Origin of the sequence: Corynebacterium sp. HMSC14H10 (genome assembly GCF_001807105.1) — a bacterium.
Taxonomy (GTDB): domain Bacteria; phylum Actinomycetota; class Actinomycetes; order Mycobacteriales; family Mycobacteriaceae; genus Corynebacterium; species Corynebacterium jeikeium_D.
In genome coordinates, this window is record NZ_KV787443.1 from 40522 (window position 1) to 55093 (window position 14572).

Annotated in this window: 13 protein-coding genes; 5 read left to right on the plus strand and 8 right to left on the minus strand. The window is 56.5% G+C overall.

The features are described from left to right. Position 1: 1 nt before the first annotated feature. The 5 genes from HMPREF3135_RS08765 (at position 2) to HMPREF3135_RS08785 (ending at position 7821) form a co-directional block, all read left to right on the plus strand. Positions 2-3610, plus strand: coding sequence for a murein biosynthesis integral membrane protein MurJ (locus tag HMPREF3135_RS08765; RefSeq protein WP_070439191.1), 3609 nt, complete (start codon positions 2-4; stop codon positions 3608-3610). A gap of 235 nt (positions 3611-3845) precedes the next feature. Beyond that, positions 3846-4409 carry a sigma-70 family RNA polymerase sigma factor gene (locus HMPREF3135_RS08770; RefSeq protein WP_042389015.1) on the plus strand — a complete coding sequence of 188 codons (564 nt, stop codon included), beginning with the start codon at positions 3846-3848 and terminating at the stop codon, positions 4407-4409. 164 nt (positions 4410-4573) lie between these two features. Next, the gene (trxB, locus tag HMPREF3135_RS08775) at positions 4574-5512 is read left to right on the plus strand and encodes a thioredoxin-disulfide reductase (protein ID WP_049170102.1); all 939 of its coding nucleotides are present in this window, start codon (positions 4574-4576) and stop codon (positions 5510-5512) included. A 393-nt stretch (positions 5513-5905) separates the two neighbouring features. Continuing rightward, positions 5906-6226, plus strand: coding sequence for a thioredoxin (gene trxA, locus HMPREF3135_RS08780; protein WP_016421730.1), 321 nt, complete (start codon positions 5906-5908; stop codon positions 6224-6226). A gap of 410 nt (positions 6227-6636) precedes the next feature. Next, positions 6637-7821 (plus strand): N-acetylmuramoyl-L-alanine amidase, encoded by a 1185-nt coding sequence (locus HMPREF3135_RS08785; RefSeq protein ID WP_048733139.1) that lies wholly within the window; start codon positions 6637-6639, stop codon positions 7819-7821. A gap of 26 nt (positions 7822-7847) precedes the next feature. Here the strand turns inward: HMPREF3135_RS08785 and HMPREF3135_RS08790 are convergent, their stop codons facing one another. The 8 genes from HMPREF3135_RS08790 to rpmH all read right to left on the minus strand — a co-directional run bounded on the left by HMPREF3135_RS08790 (position 7848) and on the right by rpmH (position 14373). Next, the gene (locus tag HMPREF3135_RS08790) at positions 7848-8801 is read right to left on the minus strand and encodes a hypothetical protein (RefSeq protein ID WP_049170104.1); all 954 of its coding nucleotides are present in this window, start codon (positions 8799-8801) and stop codon (positions 7848-7850) included. A gap of 11 nt (positions 8802-8812) precedes the next feature. Continuing rightward, entirely contained in the window at positions 8813-10090 is a 1278-nt protein-coding gene (locus HMPREF3135_RS08795) for a ParB/RepB/Spo0J family partition protein (RefSeq protein ID WP_070439194.1), read from the minus strand. A gap of 21 nt (positions 10091-10111) precedes the next feature. Next, entirely contained in the window at positions 10112-11068 is a 957-nt protein-coding gene (locus HMPREF3135_RS08800; protein ID WP_016421734.1) for a ParA family protein, read from the minus strand. Positions 11069-11346: 278 nt separating this feature from the next. Continuing rightward, positions 11347-11982: a 16S rRNA (guanine(527)-N(7))-methyltransferase RsmG gene (gene rsmG / locus HMPREF3135_RS08805; RefSeq protein ID WP_083280649.1), complete on the minus strand. Its 636-nt coding sequence runs from the start codon at positions 11980-11982 to the stop codon at positions 11347-11349. Positions 11983-12307: 325 nt separating this feature from the next. Further along, positions 12308-13456, minus strand: coding sequence for a membrane protein insertase YidC (gene yidC, locus HMPREF3135_RS08810; protein WP_049189412.1), 1149 nt, complete (start codon positions 13454-13456; stop codon positions 12308-12310). An 86-nt stretch (positions 13457-13542) separates the two neighbouring features. Further along, complete coding sequence (yidD, locus tag HMPREF3135_RS11225; protein WP_080969543.1) at positions 13543-13875, minus strand: membrane protein insertion efficiency factor YidD; 333 nt, start codon at positions 13873-13875, stop codon at positions 13543-13545. After that, positions 13835-14215: a ribonuclease P protein component gene (rnpA, locus tag HMPREF3135_RS08815; protein WP_049170110.1), complete on the minus strand. Its 381-nt coding sequence runs from the start codon at positions 14213-14215 to the stop codon at positions 13835-13837. Before rnpA ends, yidD begins: the two co-directional genes overlap by 41 nt. Before the next feature lie 20 nt (positions 14216-14235). Beyond that, positions 14236-14373, minus strand: coding sequence for a 50S ribosomal protein L34 (gene rpmH / locus HMPREF3135_RS08820; RefSeq protein WP_005511646.1), 138 nt, complete (start codon positions 14371-14373; stop codon positions 14236-14238). Positions 14374-14572 lie beyond the last annotated feature (199 nt).

Here is a 14572-nt window from a genome sequence, read left to right on the forward strand (position 1 = left end):
TGTGACTGACTCAGACGCGCATAAATCTGGACTTCGAGGCCGCATTCGTCGCCCCGCGCCACCGGCTCCGGTTCCGGCGGCGCGGCCAACGGCTGAATCTCAGCCGGCCGAAGCGGCCCCGGACCTAACTCGCGTATCCGGCCATAAGGCAAATGCCGATACCGCCACTGACGCGATGACGGAATCGGCATCACCATCGCCAGCAAAGGCGGCAACTGCGACAGCAACCGCTTCCAGCGATTCCTCCGCAGGCTCGACGGCGGACGCAAATCAGGGACAGTCGAACTCGGACATCGTCGCCTCCACGGGCTCGATGGCAATCGCTACCCTGATTTCGCGCATTACGGGTTTTTTGCGAAACCTGCTCATCGGCGCGACGCTGGGTCCGGCTGTGGCTTCAGCCTTCAACGTCGCCAACACACTGCCGAACCTGATTACGGAAATCGTCCTCGGCGCAGTGCTGACTTCTCTGGTGGTGCCAGTGTTGGTGCGCGCGGAGAAGGAGGATCCAGATCACGGTGCCGCCTTCATTAGACGTCTCTTGACTGTCTCTATGACGCTGTTGGCAGTGGTGACGGTGCTGGCGGTGATAGGTGCGCCACTGTTGACCAGATTGAGCCTTAACGAGGCCGGTAAGGTCAACGTTCCGCTGGCAACGTCATTTGCGTTCTTACTATTGCCGCAGATTATCTTCTACGGCATATTTGCGCTGCTCATGGCGGTGCTAAACACCAAGGGAATCTTTAAACCCGGTGCGTGGGCACCTGTCGCCAACAACGTCGTGGCCATTGCCACGCTCTTGCTATATCTGTTCCTGCCCGGCCAATTGAGTCCGGATTCGGACGGTTCACTCTCCGATCCGCACATCCTGCTTTTGGGTCTTGGTACCACCCTGGGTGTCGTCATTCAGGCAGCCATCATGATTCCCTACCTCAAGCGCGCGGGCATTGATTTGCGTCCGCTGTGGGGTATCGACGACCGCATCAAACAGTTCACCGGCATGGGTGTCGCGATTATTACCTACGTGGCAATTTCCCAGGCTGGTTACTTCATCACCACCAATATTGCCTCGACTGCCTCCAAGGCCGCGCCGACGATTTACCAGCAGGCGTGGCTGCTGTTGCAGGTGCCCTACGGCATCATCGGCGTTACCTTGCTGACCGCCATCATGCCGCGACTGTCCCGCAATGCAGCCGACGGCAATGATGGGGCAGTGGTCCGCGATCTGTCCATCGGTACGCGCCTGACCATGATTGCGCTGGTGCCGATCGTCGCATTCTTCACCGCATTCGGCCGCCCCATCGCCGTCGGTCTTTTTGCGTATCTGGAGTTCCCCCGCGAAACCGCAGAGATTCTCGGCTGGACGCTGTCCTTCTCGGCGTTCTCGCTTATTCCATACGCCATTGTGCTTTTGCACTTGCGTGTTTTCTACGCCCGTGAAGAGGCCTGGACCCCGACTTTCATCATCCTCGGCATTACCACCGTCAAGGTGATTCTGTCGTTCTTCGCTCCTCGTCTGGCTTCTGACGATGAGACCGTCGTCGTGTTGCTCGGTGCCGCCAACGGTTTCGGTTTCGTCGCCGGCGCGGTAATTGGCTTCTTGCTCTTGCGCCGCACTCTCGGACACTTGGACAGTAAGGCGACCGTCCACACCGTGCTGTGGGCACTGGGGGCGTCGCTCGTCGGTGTCGCCGTCGCCTGGGGCGCATTCGCATTGACCGACCTTGTGCTGTTCGATTTCTTCGGTTCCTTCGGCGTGCTGCTGCAGACCATCGTCACCGGCGTGGTCTTCCTCATCGGTACCGGCCTGGTGCTCGCTCAGGCTCCATTGGAAGAGGTCCGCGTTCTGGGTGGCTTCCTCGGCCGCATCCCGGGTCTACGCCGCTTTGCTCCGCAGCCTCATGCAGCCGACAATGCCGTCGCCGACCGTGAGGATATGGAGCGCGAACGTGGCTTCGCCGCTGATGCTTTCTCGATTGCCCCGTCGAACCTGATCGGCGAGGCCACGGGTCTGGCAAACGAGGGCTTCACCGCTTCGCCGCTGCTGCCGCCGATGCCGACGCAGGGTTCTCGCCCAACCCGCTATGTACCCGGCGAGATGGTCTCAGGTGGTCGTTTCCGTCTGCGTTCTGAAGTCGCAACCTACCCAGGTCTGCGCCTGTGGCGTGCCATGGATATGGGCGATCCCGACAACTCAGATGTCGCACTTGTCTTCGTCGACACGATTGCACTGCCGTACTACGACACTTCGCCATCGGTTGCCGCCCAGAAGATTGCCACGACGACCAATGAGCTGCGTGACCTGGCTGGCACCGGGATGTCCCGCATTCATAGTGTGGCGAAGACACGCACCGAGGTGCTCATCGTCGCCGACTGGACCAGCAGTATCGGTATTGAGCGGTTCGATCAGGCCGCCCACCCGGATGCCCTGGCACTCGCAATAGCATCACTTGCCGAGACAATCGCCGACGCCCACGAATCTGGGCGCTGCCTTGGCCTGACAAACAAGCCTGGACAATTGCGCATCAGCAGCGACGGCCACATCTACGACGCTTTCCCCGTCGTTTTGCCCGATAGCTCGCAACGTTCGGACTACAACGCGTTGCTTTCTGTCATCGACGAGCTGTTCTACAACGTGCCAAATATCCCCTCCGATATTTCTGCTGCCATCGACCGCGCGAAGCAGGTTCGCCCGGAGAACTTCAACCAACAGGAGTCGCCAGCTCGCACACTCGCGGAGGATTTGCGCACTGCAGCGCTCGGCCCCGACTCTTCGGAGTTTCTCGCAATCGACCCCGACACCGGTGCGCGCGAATCCGTCGATGCCGACGGTGTAGCCCAATCAAACGCTCGCCACACCAAGAATCGCACCCGCGCATTCAGCACCGGCGCAGTCGTTGTCGGTGTAGTCATTGTCGGTGCACTTGTCGCCGCGGGCATCTTTGGTCTGGTTAACCGTTCCTCGGACGCACCGATTAACTCCGAGTCCGTACGACGCGGCCCGGCTCCGATCACGACGCTTTCGCTTGCCGACGCTAACGAGTGGCAGGCCGACAGCGACAACCCGGCAGCCGGTCCAGACAATCCGGACATGGCTGAGCTGACCATCGATAGTGACGAGGAAAGCTTCTGGGTAACTTCGACTTACCTCAGCCAGTTCGGCAATCGTCCAGAGGACTTCAAACCTGGCGTTGGTATTCGGGTCACTCTGGATGAACCGGCAACCATTCGAGAACTTAAGGTCGCGGCGACCCCGGGCGCACACATTGAAGTTCGCGGCCTACGAGATGCTGACTCGACGAACTTGGATGACACAACGGTTCTCGGAAGCGCTACTGCCACCTCAGATACGACGACCATTGAAATCGATAGCCGCGACACTGAGTGGAAGAACCTTGTTGTCTGGATCTCCGGCTTGCCGACGGCTGCGGAAGCGGTAGCCGACAGCGACTCAGACACTGACGCTGATACAGATGCTGATGCTGATGCTGAGTCGCAGAATTCCGATGCGGACAACCCACTTGTCGGCGACCGCAATCTGGCTGAGCAATCTCCGGATTCGTTGCTGCCAGTTGCTATTGGCGACATTCAGGTGCGTGGTACGGAATAACGCTCTGAGCTTGCCTTAGGTGGCAACAGTTCAAGTTGTCCCAAGTTATCCACAGCTACTGGGACGTTTTGAAATTCATCCACAGCCCGCGGTCTCCACGGCAGTTTTGCCAAGCGGAGAGCGCGGGTTTCGTGTTTGCATAGGAGCCATGAACTTTGGGGGAAGAAATCGAATTGGGGACAGTCACCGTAAGGCCCGCATGGGTCGGCGACTGGGGGATTGTGGCGTCGTCGGTATGCAAAAGCATGCATCTGCGGACGAGGTCGATCGTGAATTATTGAAGGCGCACCTGGCGGGGGATCGTCGCGCGTTCGCGGTGTTGGCACGGCGTTATTATCCGCAGTTGGTAGCAATGGCGCGGCGCTATCGTCGGGATGATTTCGATCCCTTGGATGGGGTACAGGAGGGTCTGGCGCGGGCAATTGCGGGGGCGGCGAGCTTTCGCGGGCGTTCAACGGTGGCGACGTGGCTGACGTGCATCGTGAAGAATGCGTGTATTGACCACAACCGCGGTCGTTTCGGGGAGATCCCTCTCTGCGATAAGGAGGAGGATTTTGAGACGTTTATGAGTTCACAGCCGATTCCCTGCCCGGATGTTCCGCTACGTGTGACTATGGCCGCCGCATTGGAGCAGCTGCCAACGGATCAACGGGATGCCCTGCTGTACTTGGACATCTTTGGATATTCGCTGCAGGAGACCTCTCGCAGTATTGGGCAGCCGAGCGGGACGTTGAAGTCTCGGCGGGCGCGGGCGCGTCGTACGCTTCGGCGACAATTGGAAGAAGTGCAGGTGGCCTAACAACTGCGGAGCAGGGGAGAGGCTGGGGGAATAGAGATGGCTAACCTCACGTTGGTTGAGGTGGCTGGTTCCGGTAATTTCTTTCCCGGAGCTGAAAAATTTGCTTACTACTGAGCATCACTGTGCGCCATGTGATGTGAGAGATAAAAATTATAGGAGTCTTCATGAGCGATATCGTTCACGACCTGATCATCGTCGGTTCCGGTCCCGCCGGTTACACGGCTGCCACCTACGCAGCCCGTGCCGACCTGAAGCCTGTGGTGTTCGAGGGCATCGAGTTTGGCGGCCTGCTTATGACGACTACCGATGTGGAGAACTACCCAGGTTTCTCCGAGGGCATCATGGGCCCAGAGCTGATGGATCAGATGCGCGCACAGGCAGAGCGCTTCGGCGCTGACCTGCGCATGGAGATTGTCGATCGCATGGATCTCACCGGCGATATCAAGTCTGTCTGGGTTGGCGAAGAAGAGCACAAGGCTCACGCTGTCATCCTGGCAACCGGTGCCGCTCCGCGTTATGTCGGTGCTCCGGGTGAGCAGGCGCTGCTTGGTCATGGTGTCAGCGCCTGTGCCACCTGTGATGGTTTCTTCTTCCGCGACCACGATATCGCCGTCATCGGCGGCGGTGACTCCGCAATGGAAGAGGCAACCTTCCTTACCAAGTTCGCCCGCTCGGTGACGATTGTCCATCGCCGCGATGAGTTCCGTGCGTCGAAGATCATGGTCGAGCGCGCGCAGAACAATGACAAGATTCGCTTTGCGACGAACAAGGTTGTGTCCCAGGTTCTTGGTGAGGACAAGGGTTCGGTTACCGGTCTCGAGCTGGAAGACACCGTCACTGGTGAGAAGTCCGTCCTGGATGTGACTGCCATGTTCGTAGCAATTGGCCACGAGCCACGTTCGCAGATGGTTCGCAATCAGCTGGATTGCGATGAGAATGGCTACATTCAGGTAGCCGCTCCGAGCACCCAGACCTCTCTCAAGGGCGTCTTTGCGGCGGGCGATGTTGTTGACTCGCATTACCAGCAGGCGATTACCGCCGCTGGTTCTGGCTGCAAGGCTGCGCTGGATGCTGAGCACTACTTGGAAACTGTTACTCGGTAGATGACAGCAGGGCAGTCGCACTAGCTGGATAAACACCTAATAGTTGGGGTATCGCAATTGTTGGATAAGCCCTACGATTGCAGATATCCAACTATGGGGAATATCCGATAGTCGGTAAGCCCAATTGTTGTTAGCTGTAGCTCAATCAGGGTGCAGCGGGACGTGTTATAGCCCGGTACGCCCCGTACTCATCGAGCACTTGCAGCGTTCTCAAGAACACCATTAATTAACAATTTAGTACTTCACTCGCACCACCGGAAGCCCTAATTTTTGACGCCTTGAGCGCCAAATCCGTACGCGAGGCTGAAGAAGCTAGGTTGAAAAATTAGAATCAAGACCACAAAACAAAACCACTAAGAACTCAAACGAGCTCATTCTAAGGAGAAGAATTTCATGGCTCCGGTAACCGTCACCGCCAACACCTTTAAGTCCGATGTCCTCGAATCCGATAAGCCGGTGCTTGTTGATTTCTGGGCAGAGTGGTGTGGCCCGTGTAAGAAGATTGCTCCCGTTTTGGACGAGGTTGCGACCGAGCTCGATGGCAAGGCCGTCATCGCCAAGGTCAACGTCGATGAGGAGCGTGCACTGGCTGGCATGTTCCAGATTATGTCCATCCCAAGCCTGCTCCTATTCAAGGACGGCAAGAAGGTCGAAGAGATTCGCGGAGTCCGCCCGAAGGGCGAAATCACGTCGCTCATCGAAAAGCACCTTTAAAAGAACTTGGGGTTGCTCCTTATCCGATACGAGGTTACGACTGCCCACCCGTCACTTCGCTACTGCCACCTTCGTTGGACACACCCCATTATGATGTGACTGAAGTTGTGGTTGTGATTTAGAGTTAGTCCTGGGGTTCTGCCGTCGGGCTAGCCGACGCGCCCTCGTAACAATCAATTCGCGCCTGCGACCTGGTAATCTTGCTGGAAATGGCGGTTTACGTCTTCCTTAATACCGTGAAGGAACCAGGTTGCCGCCAACTTGAGAGGTATTGCTGACCATATCCTCTGAGAGTGCGCGGGATTTCTTAACTGAAGTTTCGTTTAGCTCACTGGCCAGTAATACTGATTAAGTGTTGTGAGGACCCACAACGGCCTAAACATAATTGTGGAGTTCGGAAGGGAGTTTTCGTGCCAGAGTTTCTGAAGGTGGGCGATAGGTCACCTCGTGTAGCCGAGGTACGTTCTACCCTGGCTCGTCTTGGGCTTCTGCCCAATTGGGAGGGCTCAGCCGCGGAGGAGAACTCGCCTCAGTGGTCTGGTGACGATGACCTCTTTGATGAGGACATGCGCAACGCTCTTCTGGCGTTCCAACAGTCCCGCGGTGTCTATGCCGACGGGATTATCCGCGACAGCACCCTGCGCCTACTGCGAGAAGCCTCGTACACTCTGGGCACCCGCGTACTGTCCTACGATCCACTGTCACAAATGACCGGTGAGGACGTAGGCGTTCTCCAAGCTACCTTGCAGGAACTCGGCTTCCACGATGCCCGAGTAGACGGCCACTTTGGCCCGAAGACCGATGCCTCTGTACGTGAATACCAGCTCAATTACGGGCTGGAGCCCGACGGTATCTGTGGTCCCGTTACTCTCCGGGCGCTCAGCTACTTGGGCAGGAGGGTTACTGGTGGCTCTGTAAACGCCTTCCACGAGAAGGAAATACTGCGCACGATGGGGCCGAAGCTCTCTGGAAAGCGCATTGTCATTGATCCAGGTCTTGGGGCAGGGGAGCCCGGCATTGTGGTCGACGGCCCTTACGGTCAGATTTCTGAAGAAGAGATTCTTTGGGATTTGGCCTCTCGCATTGAGGGTCGCCTTGTCGCGGCAGGTGCAGAGACTATTCTGTCTCGTCCTCGTACCGACAATCCGTCCATCGAGGATCGCGCTGAGATGGCCAACGCATTTGGCGCTGACGTCTTCATCTCCCTGCAGGCTGACCACTATCACAACAACCGCGCCAGCGGTATTGCGACCTTTTACTTTGGCTCGATGAAGGGCTCCAACTCCATTCTGGGCGAACAGCTCTCTGGCCTTATCCAGCGAGAAATTGTTGCCCGTACGAGCCTGGTAGACTGCCGCTCGCACGCCCGTACCTGGGATCTCCTCCGTCTGACCAGGATGCCCACGGTGGAAGTCGCCGTTGGTTACCTGACCAACGAGGATGACGTCGCAATTCTTTCTTCCCCAGATCAGCGGGACGTAATTGCCGAATCTATCGTTGTCGCTGTAAAGCGTCTGTACCTGGGCGATGAAGAGCAGCAGCCAATGACCGGCGCTTACAGCTTTGCGCAGCTGATTGAAGAGGAAAAAGCCTAAACACGGCTGACCAATGAAACCCAGCGCTAAAGACTGAACAGCTTTGAGCGCATAAAGGGTTCTTTCGCACTTAGATCCAACGCATGGCCGATTTCTTCGTCCCAATCCAATTCCGCATCCAACTCGATACGGAGTTTCGGATGAATCGGATGTGGAGTCACCACCCGAAACCCGGAGTCAAGAAGGGTTCGCGTACGAATCAAATCACCGGCGTTATGGTTAATCGCCGCCAACGAATCTGAAATACACGGCTTTGGATTCAGCTTTTCTTCGAGTTGCGCTTCGAAATCAGCGATTAGATTCTCCGTACCGTCGTCAGGCGTTGGCGACGACGGCGTGGATGCCGACATAGAATCCGCCGTGCCACTGCAACCAAACGCTTCTACCGCTGAAATCCCGCGCAGCGCGAGCTTGTGCAGAGCGGTCACAATGAGCACGCGGAGCATGTCATCGTCAACCTCTAAAGCGTTGTAATGCAGACTCGTCAGCGCAATCGCATCCGGCGATATTGGTCCGGAAGGCATGGAAAATGTCGTCGGGCAGAAGCGTGGCGGAGCAAAGAGCAGCGTGCCGACGGTCTCAAGTTTCCCATCGATAAGTGATGCCGGTGGCTTTCGTCGTAGTGAATATCCGCACGGTCCCCAGGAAAGGTAGACGGTATTGAGCCATGCTTCCTTCTCCAAGCGCACCTGGGCGGCTAAATCAGGGCTTAAATCGCCATTTAAGAGGCTTTCACTAGCTCCGCCTGGCCGAGTAGGGGGTTGGCCGTCCGAATGCTTTAAATCACCGTTGAGCGCTTCATCCTCTTCTGGCGTGCTGGGGTCCAAATTAGGTTCGCGCGGCTCAGTCGAGAACTGGGGTAGGGCAGTTGCTGTACGGATATGCTCCATGCCCTGTTCCCAAAACAGGCTTAACATCGTCTCTGGATAGATTCCTTCGATGTCGGCCAGCGAAATTTTCTCGATGAATACTTCAGTCACAGTAACCGGGTTTACTCTTCGTCGAGATGCATCAGTGACATGATGCGATCAAAGTCCTCGAGGTTGCCGAATTCGATAACGATTTTGCCCTTACGCTTGCCCATCTGGGCAGTCACCTTCGTATCAAAAGAATTGGACAGGCGGTCAGCCCAATTGTGAAGGACCTCCGGCTGCGGAGTGGGCTCGCGGTGCTGCTTTTTCGGTCGCTCGCCGGCATTGAGTAATGTCACTGCTTCTTCGGTCGCACGGACGGATAGTCCTTCAGCAACAATTCGCTCGGCGAGGCGCTGCTGTTCTTCCTTACCTGCCTTAACTCCAAGCAAGGCACGTGCGTGACCAGCCGACAGAACACCGACCGCTACTCGTCGCTGTACCTCCACCGGCAACTGCAAGAGTCGAATCATGTTGGTAATAACGGGCCGCGAGCGACCGATTCGATCCGCCAGCTCTGCCTGAGTTACACCAAACTCTTCGAGTAGCTGCTGGTACGCAGCGGCCTCTTCGAGTGGGTTCAGCTGAACGCGATGGATGTTCTCTAGTAGGGCATCGCGAAGCATGTCCTGGTTTGGAGTATCGCGAACGATGGCGGGAATCGTGTCGACCCCAGCTCGCTGAGAAGCACGCCAGCGCCGTTCACCCATGATGATTTCAAACTCGGGTTGCGGCGCGTTCGGATCTTCCTTGCGCGCTGCCTCGAGTGCGGCCGCACGACTATCCTCAGAGATTGGTCGTACGATAATCGGCTGCAATAAACCGAACTCACGAATAGAGTGAGCGAGCTCATTCAGGGGCTCCTCATCGAAGACCTCTCGTGGCTGCTTCGGGTTCGGCGTGATCAGCTTCAAGTCGATCTCGCGATAGGTCGCGCCAAACTCGTTTGCGGCCGAAGCGTCAACATCGGTCGGCTCCGCGCTGCTATGGTCCACTACTCCCGACGTCGCCGAGGGCAATGTTTCACGTGAAACATCGCTAGACTTACCAATAGCCTTATCGTCACTGTGACGTTTCTGCGCCTCGTCGGTATGAGGCTTGCTCTGGCCGGATTTTGCAGATTTTCCGGCGTTTTTCCCTTCAGTCAACGAGGTGCCGGATCCCGTCGCGGCTGTTCCCAGTACGTCGGCAACTCCGCTACTTCCGGCCTGCTTCGTCCCCTGGGTACGGCGGGGACCGAAGATAATATCCGCGGCACTCTCACCTACCGAGGGGTTAGCCGCCGGAGCAGTTGGGATCAGCGCGGCGATACCGCGACCGAGCCCTCCCTTGCGGTGATCCTTTTTTTGATTCGACATCGGTTACTACTCCTAGTGGCTTTAATTTGTCTCAGTGGAATTGGACGGGGTAGGGGAGGAAGCTGGTTTTTGCCCAATCGCACTTCCACCCGGAACTGCTGAATAGTCGCCACGCGTTGCCAATTCCTTCGCGGCGTCAAGATAAGCAACTGCGCCCCGAGACCCTGGATCGTAGGAAATTACGGTCTGCGAATATCCCGGAGCCTCCGATACCTTCACGGATCGAGGGATGAGATTACGTAGCACAACCTCACCGAAGTAGTTACGAACCTCATTGGCAACTTCTTCCGAAAGCTTGGTGCGGCCATCGAACATAGTGAGCAGCACAGCAGAAATATGTAGCTCCGGATTGAGATGCTGACGAATCATCTGCACGTTATTCATCAGCTGAGTCACACCCTCCAAGGCGTAAAACTCACACTGAATCGGGATCAAAACCTCGTTGGCGGCAGTCATCGAATTCAGAGTCAACAGACCGAGCGAAGGAGGGCAGTCAATAATGAGAAAGTCAAAGCCGTTGTCAATCAGGTACTGATCTGACACTGCATCGAGAAGTCGGCGCTCACGGTTCAGGAGCGAGACCAGCTCAATCTCGGAGCCCGCCAAGTCCAACGTCGCTGGCACACAAAAGAGATTCTCAGATTCAGGGGAACGCTGGATGACATCGTCAATCTGTAGTTCGCCAATTAGAAGCTCATACGTCGACGGGGTCCCGGAAACATGCTCAATCCCCAGGGCCGTAGAAGCATTTCCCTGCGGGTCATTATCGATGACTAGCACCTTTAGACCATGTCGCGCGAGCGCCGACGCGATGTTGACTGCCGAAGTGGTCTTGCCCACGCCACCCTTCTGGTTGGCGATAGTAATACGGCGCGGGCGTTCGGGGCGTGGAAGCGATAAACGGTTCGGGGCCTTAACTTGCGCTGCCCGTTGAGCTGCCGCAGCGATGGGTGTGTCTTGCCAGGACTTCCGGCTCATTAACTATTCCCCTTACAAGCACAGCAATCACCAATCATGGCCACTGGAGTGCGAATAAAAACTTAGTAACTATCTGCAAAAGCGTAATCATCAAGCCCCAACAAGCGTTAGACGCCGACGATTGTGGAAATGTTTCACGTGAAACATCCACCTTGGCCGGTAGGACTTTGCCATACCGCGATACTTATCCCACTCTAGCCCGACGGCACTACGCGCCTCAATGTCGAAACCAAAACACAAGCGAACCGGCAGTGGAGTAGGGGAGGGGGACTTACAACCTACTTCTTCTGAATAATCACGGCGTACGTCGAAGTTCTCAACACGGAACCGCCAACCTCTACAACGCGGGGATTAGTTCCCTTCGCCTTGGCAATAAGCTTTGCGTCCCGATCAATCTCCTCTTGCGCAGTTCCACCCTTCAGTGCAACCATCGCGCCTCCGGATTTAACTAAAGGAAGCGACCAGCCCGCCAATTTCCCAAGAGGGGCAACAGCGCGAGAAGTGACGACATCTACTTGGCCAACCTCAGCGCGAACCACTTTCTCCTCAGCGCGGCCGCGAACCACGGTCACATTGTCCAGCTCGAGATCTTCCACAACTTCGTTCAAAAAAGTCGTACGGCGCAGCAATGGTTCTACAAGAACCACCTTCAAATCTGGTCGTGCAAGAGCAAGCGGAATCCCGGGCAAGCCTGCCCCCGAACCAATGTCCGCAACTACAAGCCCCTTGCCTATCGCTTCTCCAACTACCGCAGAATTGATAATGTGCCGATCCCACAGCTTTGGAGTTTCACGTGGCCCAATCAAACCTCGGACTGTAGCCTCCTCAGCCAACCAGGAATGGTAGCGGTATGCTCGATCGGCATTCTCTCCAAACACGGTATCTATCACCGAACGCAAATCAGCATCGACCAAACCGGCGGAGGCTTCTTGCTTATCGACGTCCTTCTCGGGGTTACTCAACAGTTCCACTAACCTTTCTTGCACAATGGGGCAGCTGTGCCGTCACCCGTCGAGCTTTTCACTACCCCTAGTGTACGACAGTGCAACAGCGATGTTTCACGTGAAACATTGATCAAAGTTGGATGCCAAACTCCAGGCCCCGGAGAAAATTACATGCCTGTAATAACAGTGACGTTGTTTGCTCGATAGAGCACCAAGGCAAGCAAAAACGCCCCGCATCAACTGCGGGGCGTTTCGATTAATTAACTTATGTAGACGAAGGGCGATTCCACTTCAGCTATTTCTTTTTCCGCTTCCGGTTCTTCCGATTTGCGGGTTTCTGTCCTGGCGCTGGCTTCGAGGCTGGGCCCTGCTGTCCCTTCCCCGAATTACCATCCGGAAGATGGCTAGAAGCCTTGTTCGCTGCAGAGGCCTGACCGGACTGCGCCTGCTGCGCATTCTGCGCTGCCTGACGCTTGCCACCCTTCTTCGGATTGATTGGCTTCTGGCCAACCTTCGGAGCGAGTTTCTCCTGTGCCTCGCGCTTGGCAGCCTTCTTAGCTGCGACAGCTTCCTTCTCTTCCTCATCCAGCTTGCCGAAGATGTAGCGCTGCTGGAAGTAGGTCCAGACGTTGTTAGTCACCATGTAGACAAGAAGGCCGATGTGCCAGAAAGCACCGGTAACAAGAATCATGATTGGGAAGAACCAAAGCATCATCTTGTTCATCATGTCCATCTGCTGACCCATAACGCCTTCCTGGCGCTTCACCAGACCGGCTTCCTGGCGGGCACGCGTGCGGTCAACAGACATGCGAGCGTTGAAGTGCGTTGCAAGTGCCGCGATAACAATCAGCGGAATGGCAACGATCATGATGTCCATGCGGGTGAAGTCCGCAGGCGTACCAGGCACAGTAAAGGCTGCGTATTGATCCTCGCCCATACCAACCGAACTGGACAGTGGAGCATTGAGCACACGAGCCAGCAGGAAGGACCGCACCTCATCTACACCGAAGACGTAGTTAGGCGTATTCCAGTTCTGCTCCACCGACATGCGAAGCGCATTGCCCGTCGTACCCGTTCGGTTGAACGAACGCAGCACGTGGAAAAGGCCAATGAACACAGGCATCTGAACCAGAATCGGCAAACAGCCGCCGAGCGGGTTGACACCCATTTCCTTCTGTAGCTGGCGCATAGCAAGAGCCTGAGCCTGCTGATCGTTCTTGTACTTCTCCTTGATGGCCTGCATCTCAGGAGCGAGCTGCTGCATCTTGATGGCAGAACGCTGCTGGTTCAGCATCGGCTTAAACAGGAGGATACGGATGGTGACCACAAGCAAAATAATGGCCAGCACCCAGGAGATACCCGAGGAGGGATCGAATAGGAAACCTGAGGCCTTATGCCAGAACCACAGGATGGCCGAAATCGGCACATACACGAAATTGAGCACGGTCTAAGATCACTCCGTTCTTTAGGGGACAGCGCACTCGCGCCTTCGTCTACAAAGCCCCGTCAAAGGCTAAGCATTACTAGAGGTTACCTGTGCATTCGCCTCAACCACGAACCCAGGCCGGGGAATGTGGCAGGAACTGGATCCCAGCCACCCGGATGCCAGGGTGCGCAACGGAAGATGCGCAAGAAAGTCAGCCACAGGCCACGAATAGCTCCGAAACGGCGCACAGCCTCAAGACCATATGCGGAGCACGTCGGTTCAAAACGACATGTGCTCGTGGGCTTCAGATTAGAGATACGACGGCGGTAGAAGAGAATCGCCCTCTCAGCCACACGTGCGCCGGGGGTCTGAGCGAGGGGGCCGTCGTCAAGCGAATTAGCGCCGACGTTCGTATGTGGCGAGTGCCGATTGCACATCGTGGGACAGCTCCTGGCTGGTGGCTGTGGCAGATGCAGGCAGCGCGCGAACGACAATGTCCATGGTGGACGGAAGATTCTGCGCGGCCGCGGCCATAACATGGCGGAGCCTGCGGGATACAGCGTGACGAGTCACGGCGTTGCCCACAGCTTTAGATACGACAAGACCGACACGCGGACCACCAAACCTGGCAATCTGCGTATCGGTCTTATCTTCACCGCCAGAAGCGGCGGTGTCACGAATATGCAAGACCAAGGTCTTGCGTCCGATTCGGCGTCCACGTCGTACGGTGACCGTGAAGTCACGCGAAGAACGCAGCTTATTGCTCTGAGGGAGCACCGAAATCGGTGTCCTCTTGCTTAAGCGGACAGGCGGGCACGGCCCTTGCTGCGGCGTGCTGCCACAACGGCGCGACCGGAACGGGTACGCATACGGGTACGGAAGCCGTGCACGCGTGCACGACGGCGGTTATTCGGCTGGAACGTCCGCTTCGACACGGTTGACACTCCTTGAAACTCAAACGACCACGAGTCCACGCTGAACACACCGCAGTAAACTCCTCGCTTCGAGTGCGAGGCAGCGATGCGTCTGACGCATTCCCGTGATGCACGGAAAAATTACTTACCGACAGATTGAAAGCTACATGCGTTCTGTCGGGTCCAAGCACAAGCTCGGACTCATATCTCAATGGATATG

Bases quoted from the DNA above. Each gene is read 5' to 3' on its own strand.
- HMPREF3135_RS08770 (WP_042389015.1), top strand. From the start codon at position 3,846: ATGCAAAAGCATGCATCTGCGGACGAGGTCGATCGTGAATTATTGAAG.
- trxB (WP_049170102.1), top strand. From the start codon at position 4,574: ATGAGCGATATCGTTCACGACCTGATCATCGTCGGTTCCGGTCCCGCC.
- trxA (WP_016421730.1), top strand. From the start codon at position 5,906: ATGGCTCCGGTAACCGTCACCGCCAACACCTTTAAGTCCGATGTCCTC.
- HMPREF3135_RS08795 (WP_070439194.1), bottom strand. From the start codon at position 10,090: ATGTCGAATCAAAAAAAGGATCACCGCAAGGGAGGGCTCGGTCGCGGT.
- HMPREF3135_RS08800 (WP_016421734.1), bottom strand. From the start codon at position 11,068: ATGAGCCGGAAGTCCTGGCAAGACACACCCATCGCTGCGGCAGCTCAA.
- yidD (WP_080969543.1), bottom strand. From the start codon at position 13,875: ATGTGCAATCGGCACTCGCCACATACGAACGTCGGCGCTAATTCGCTT.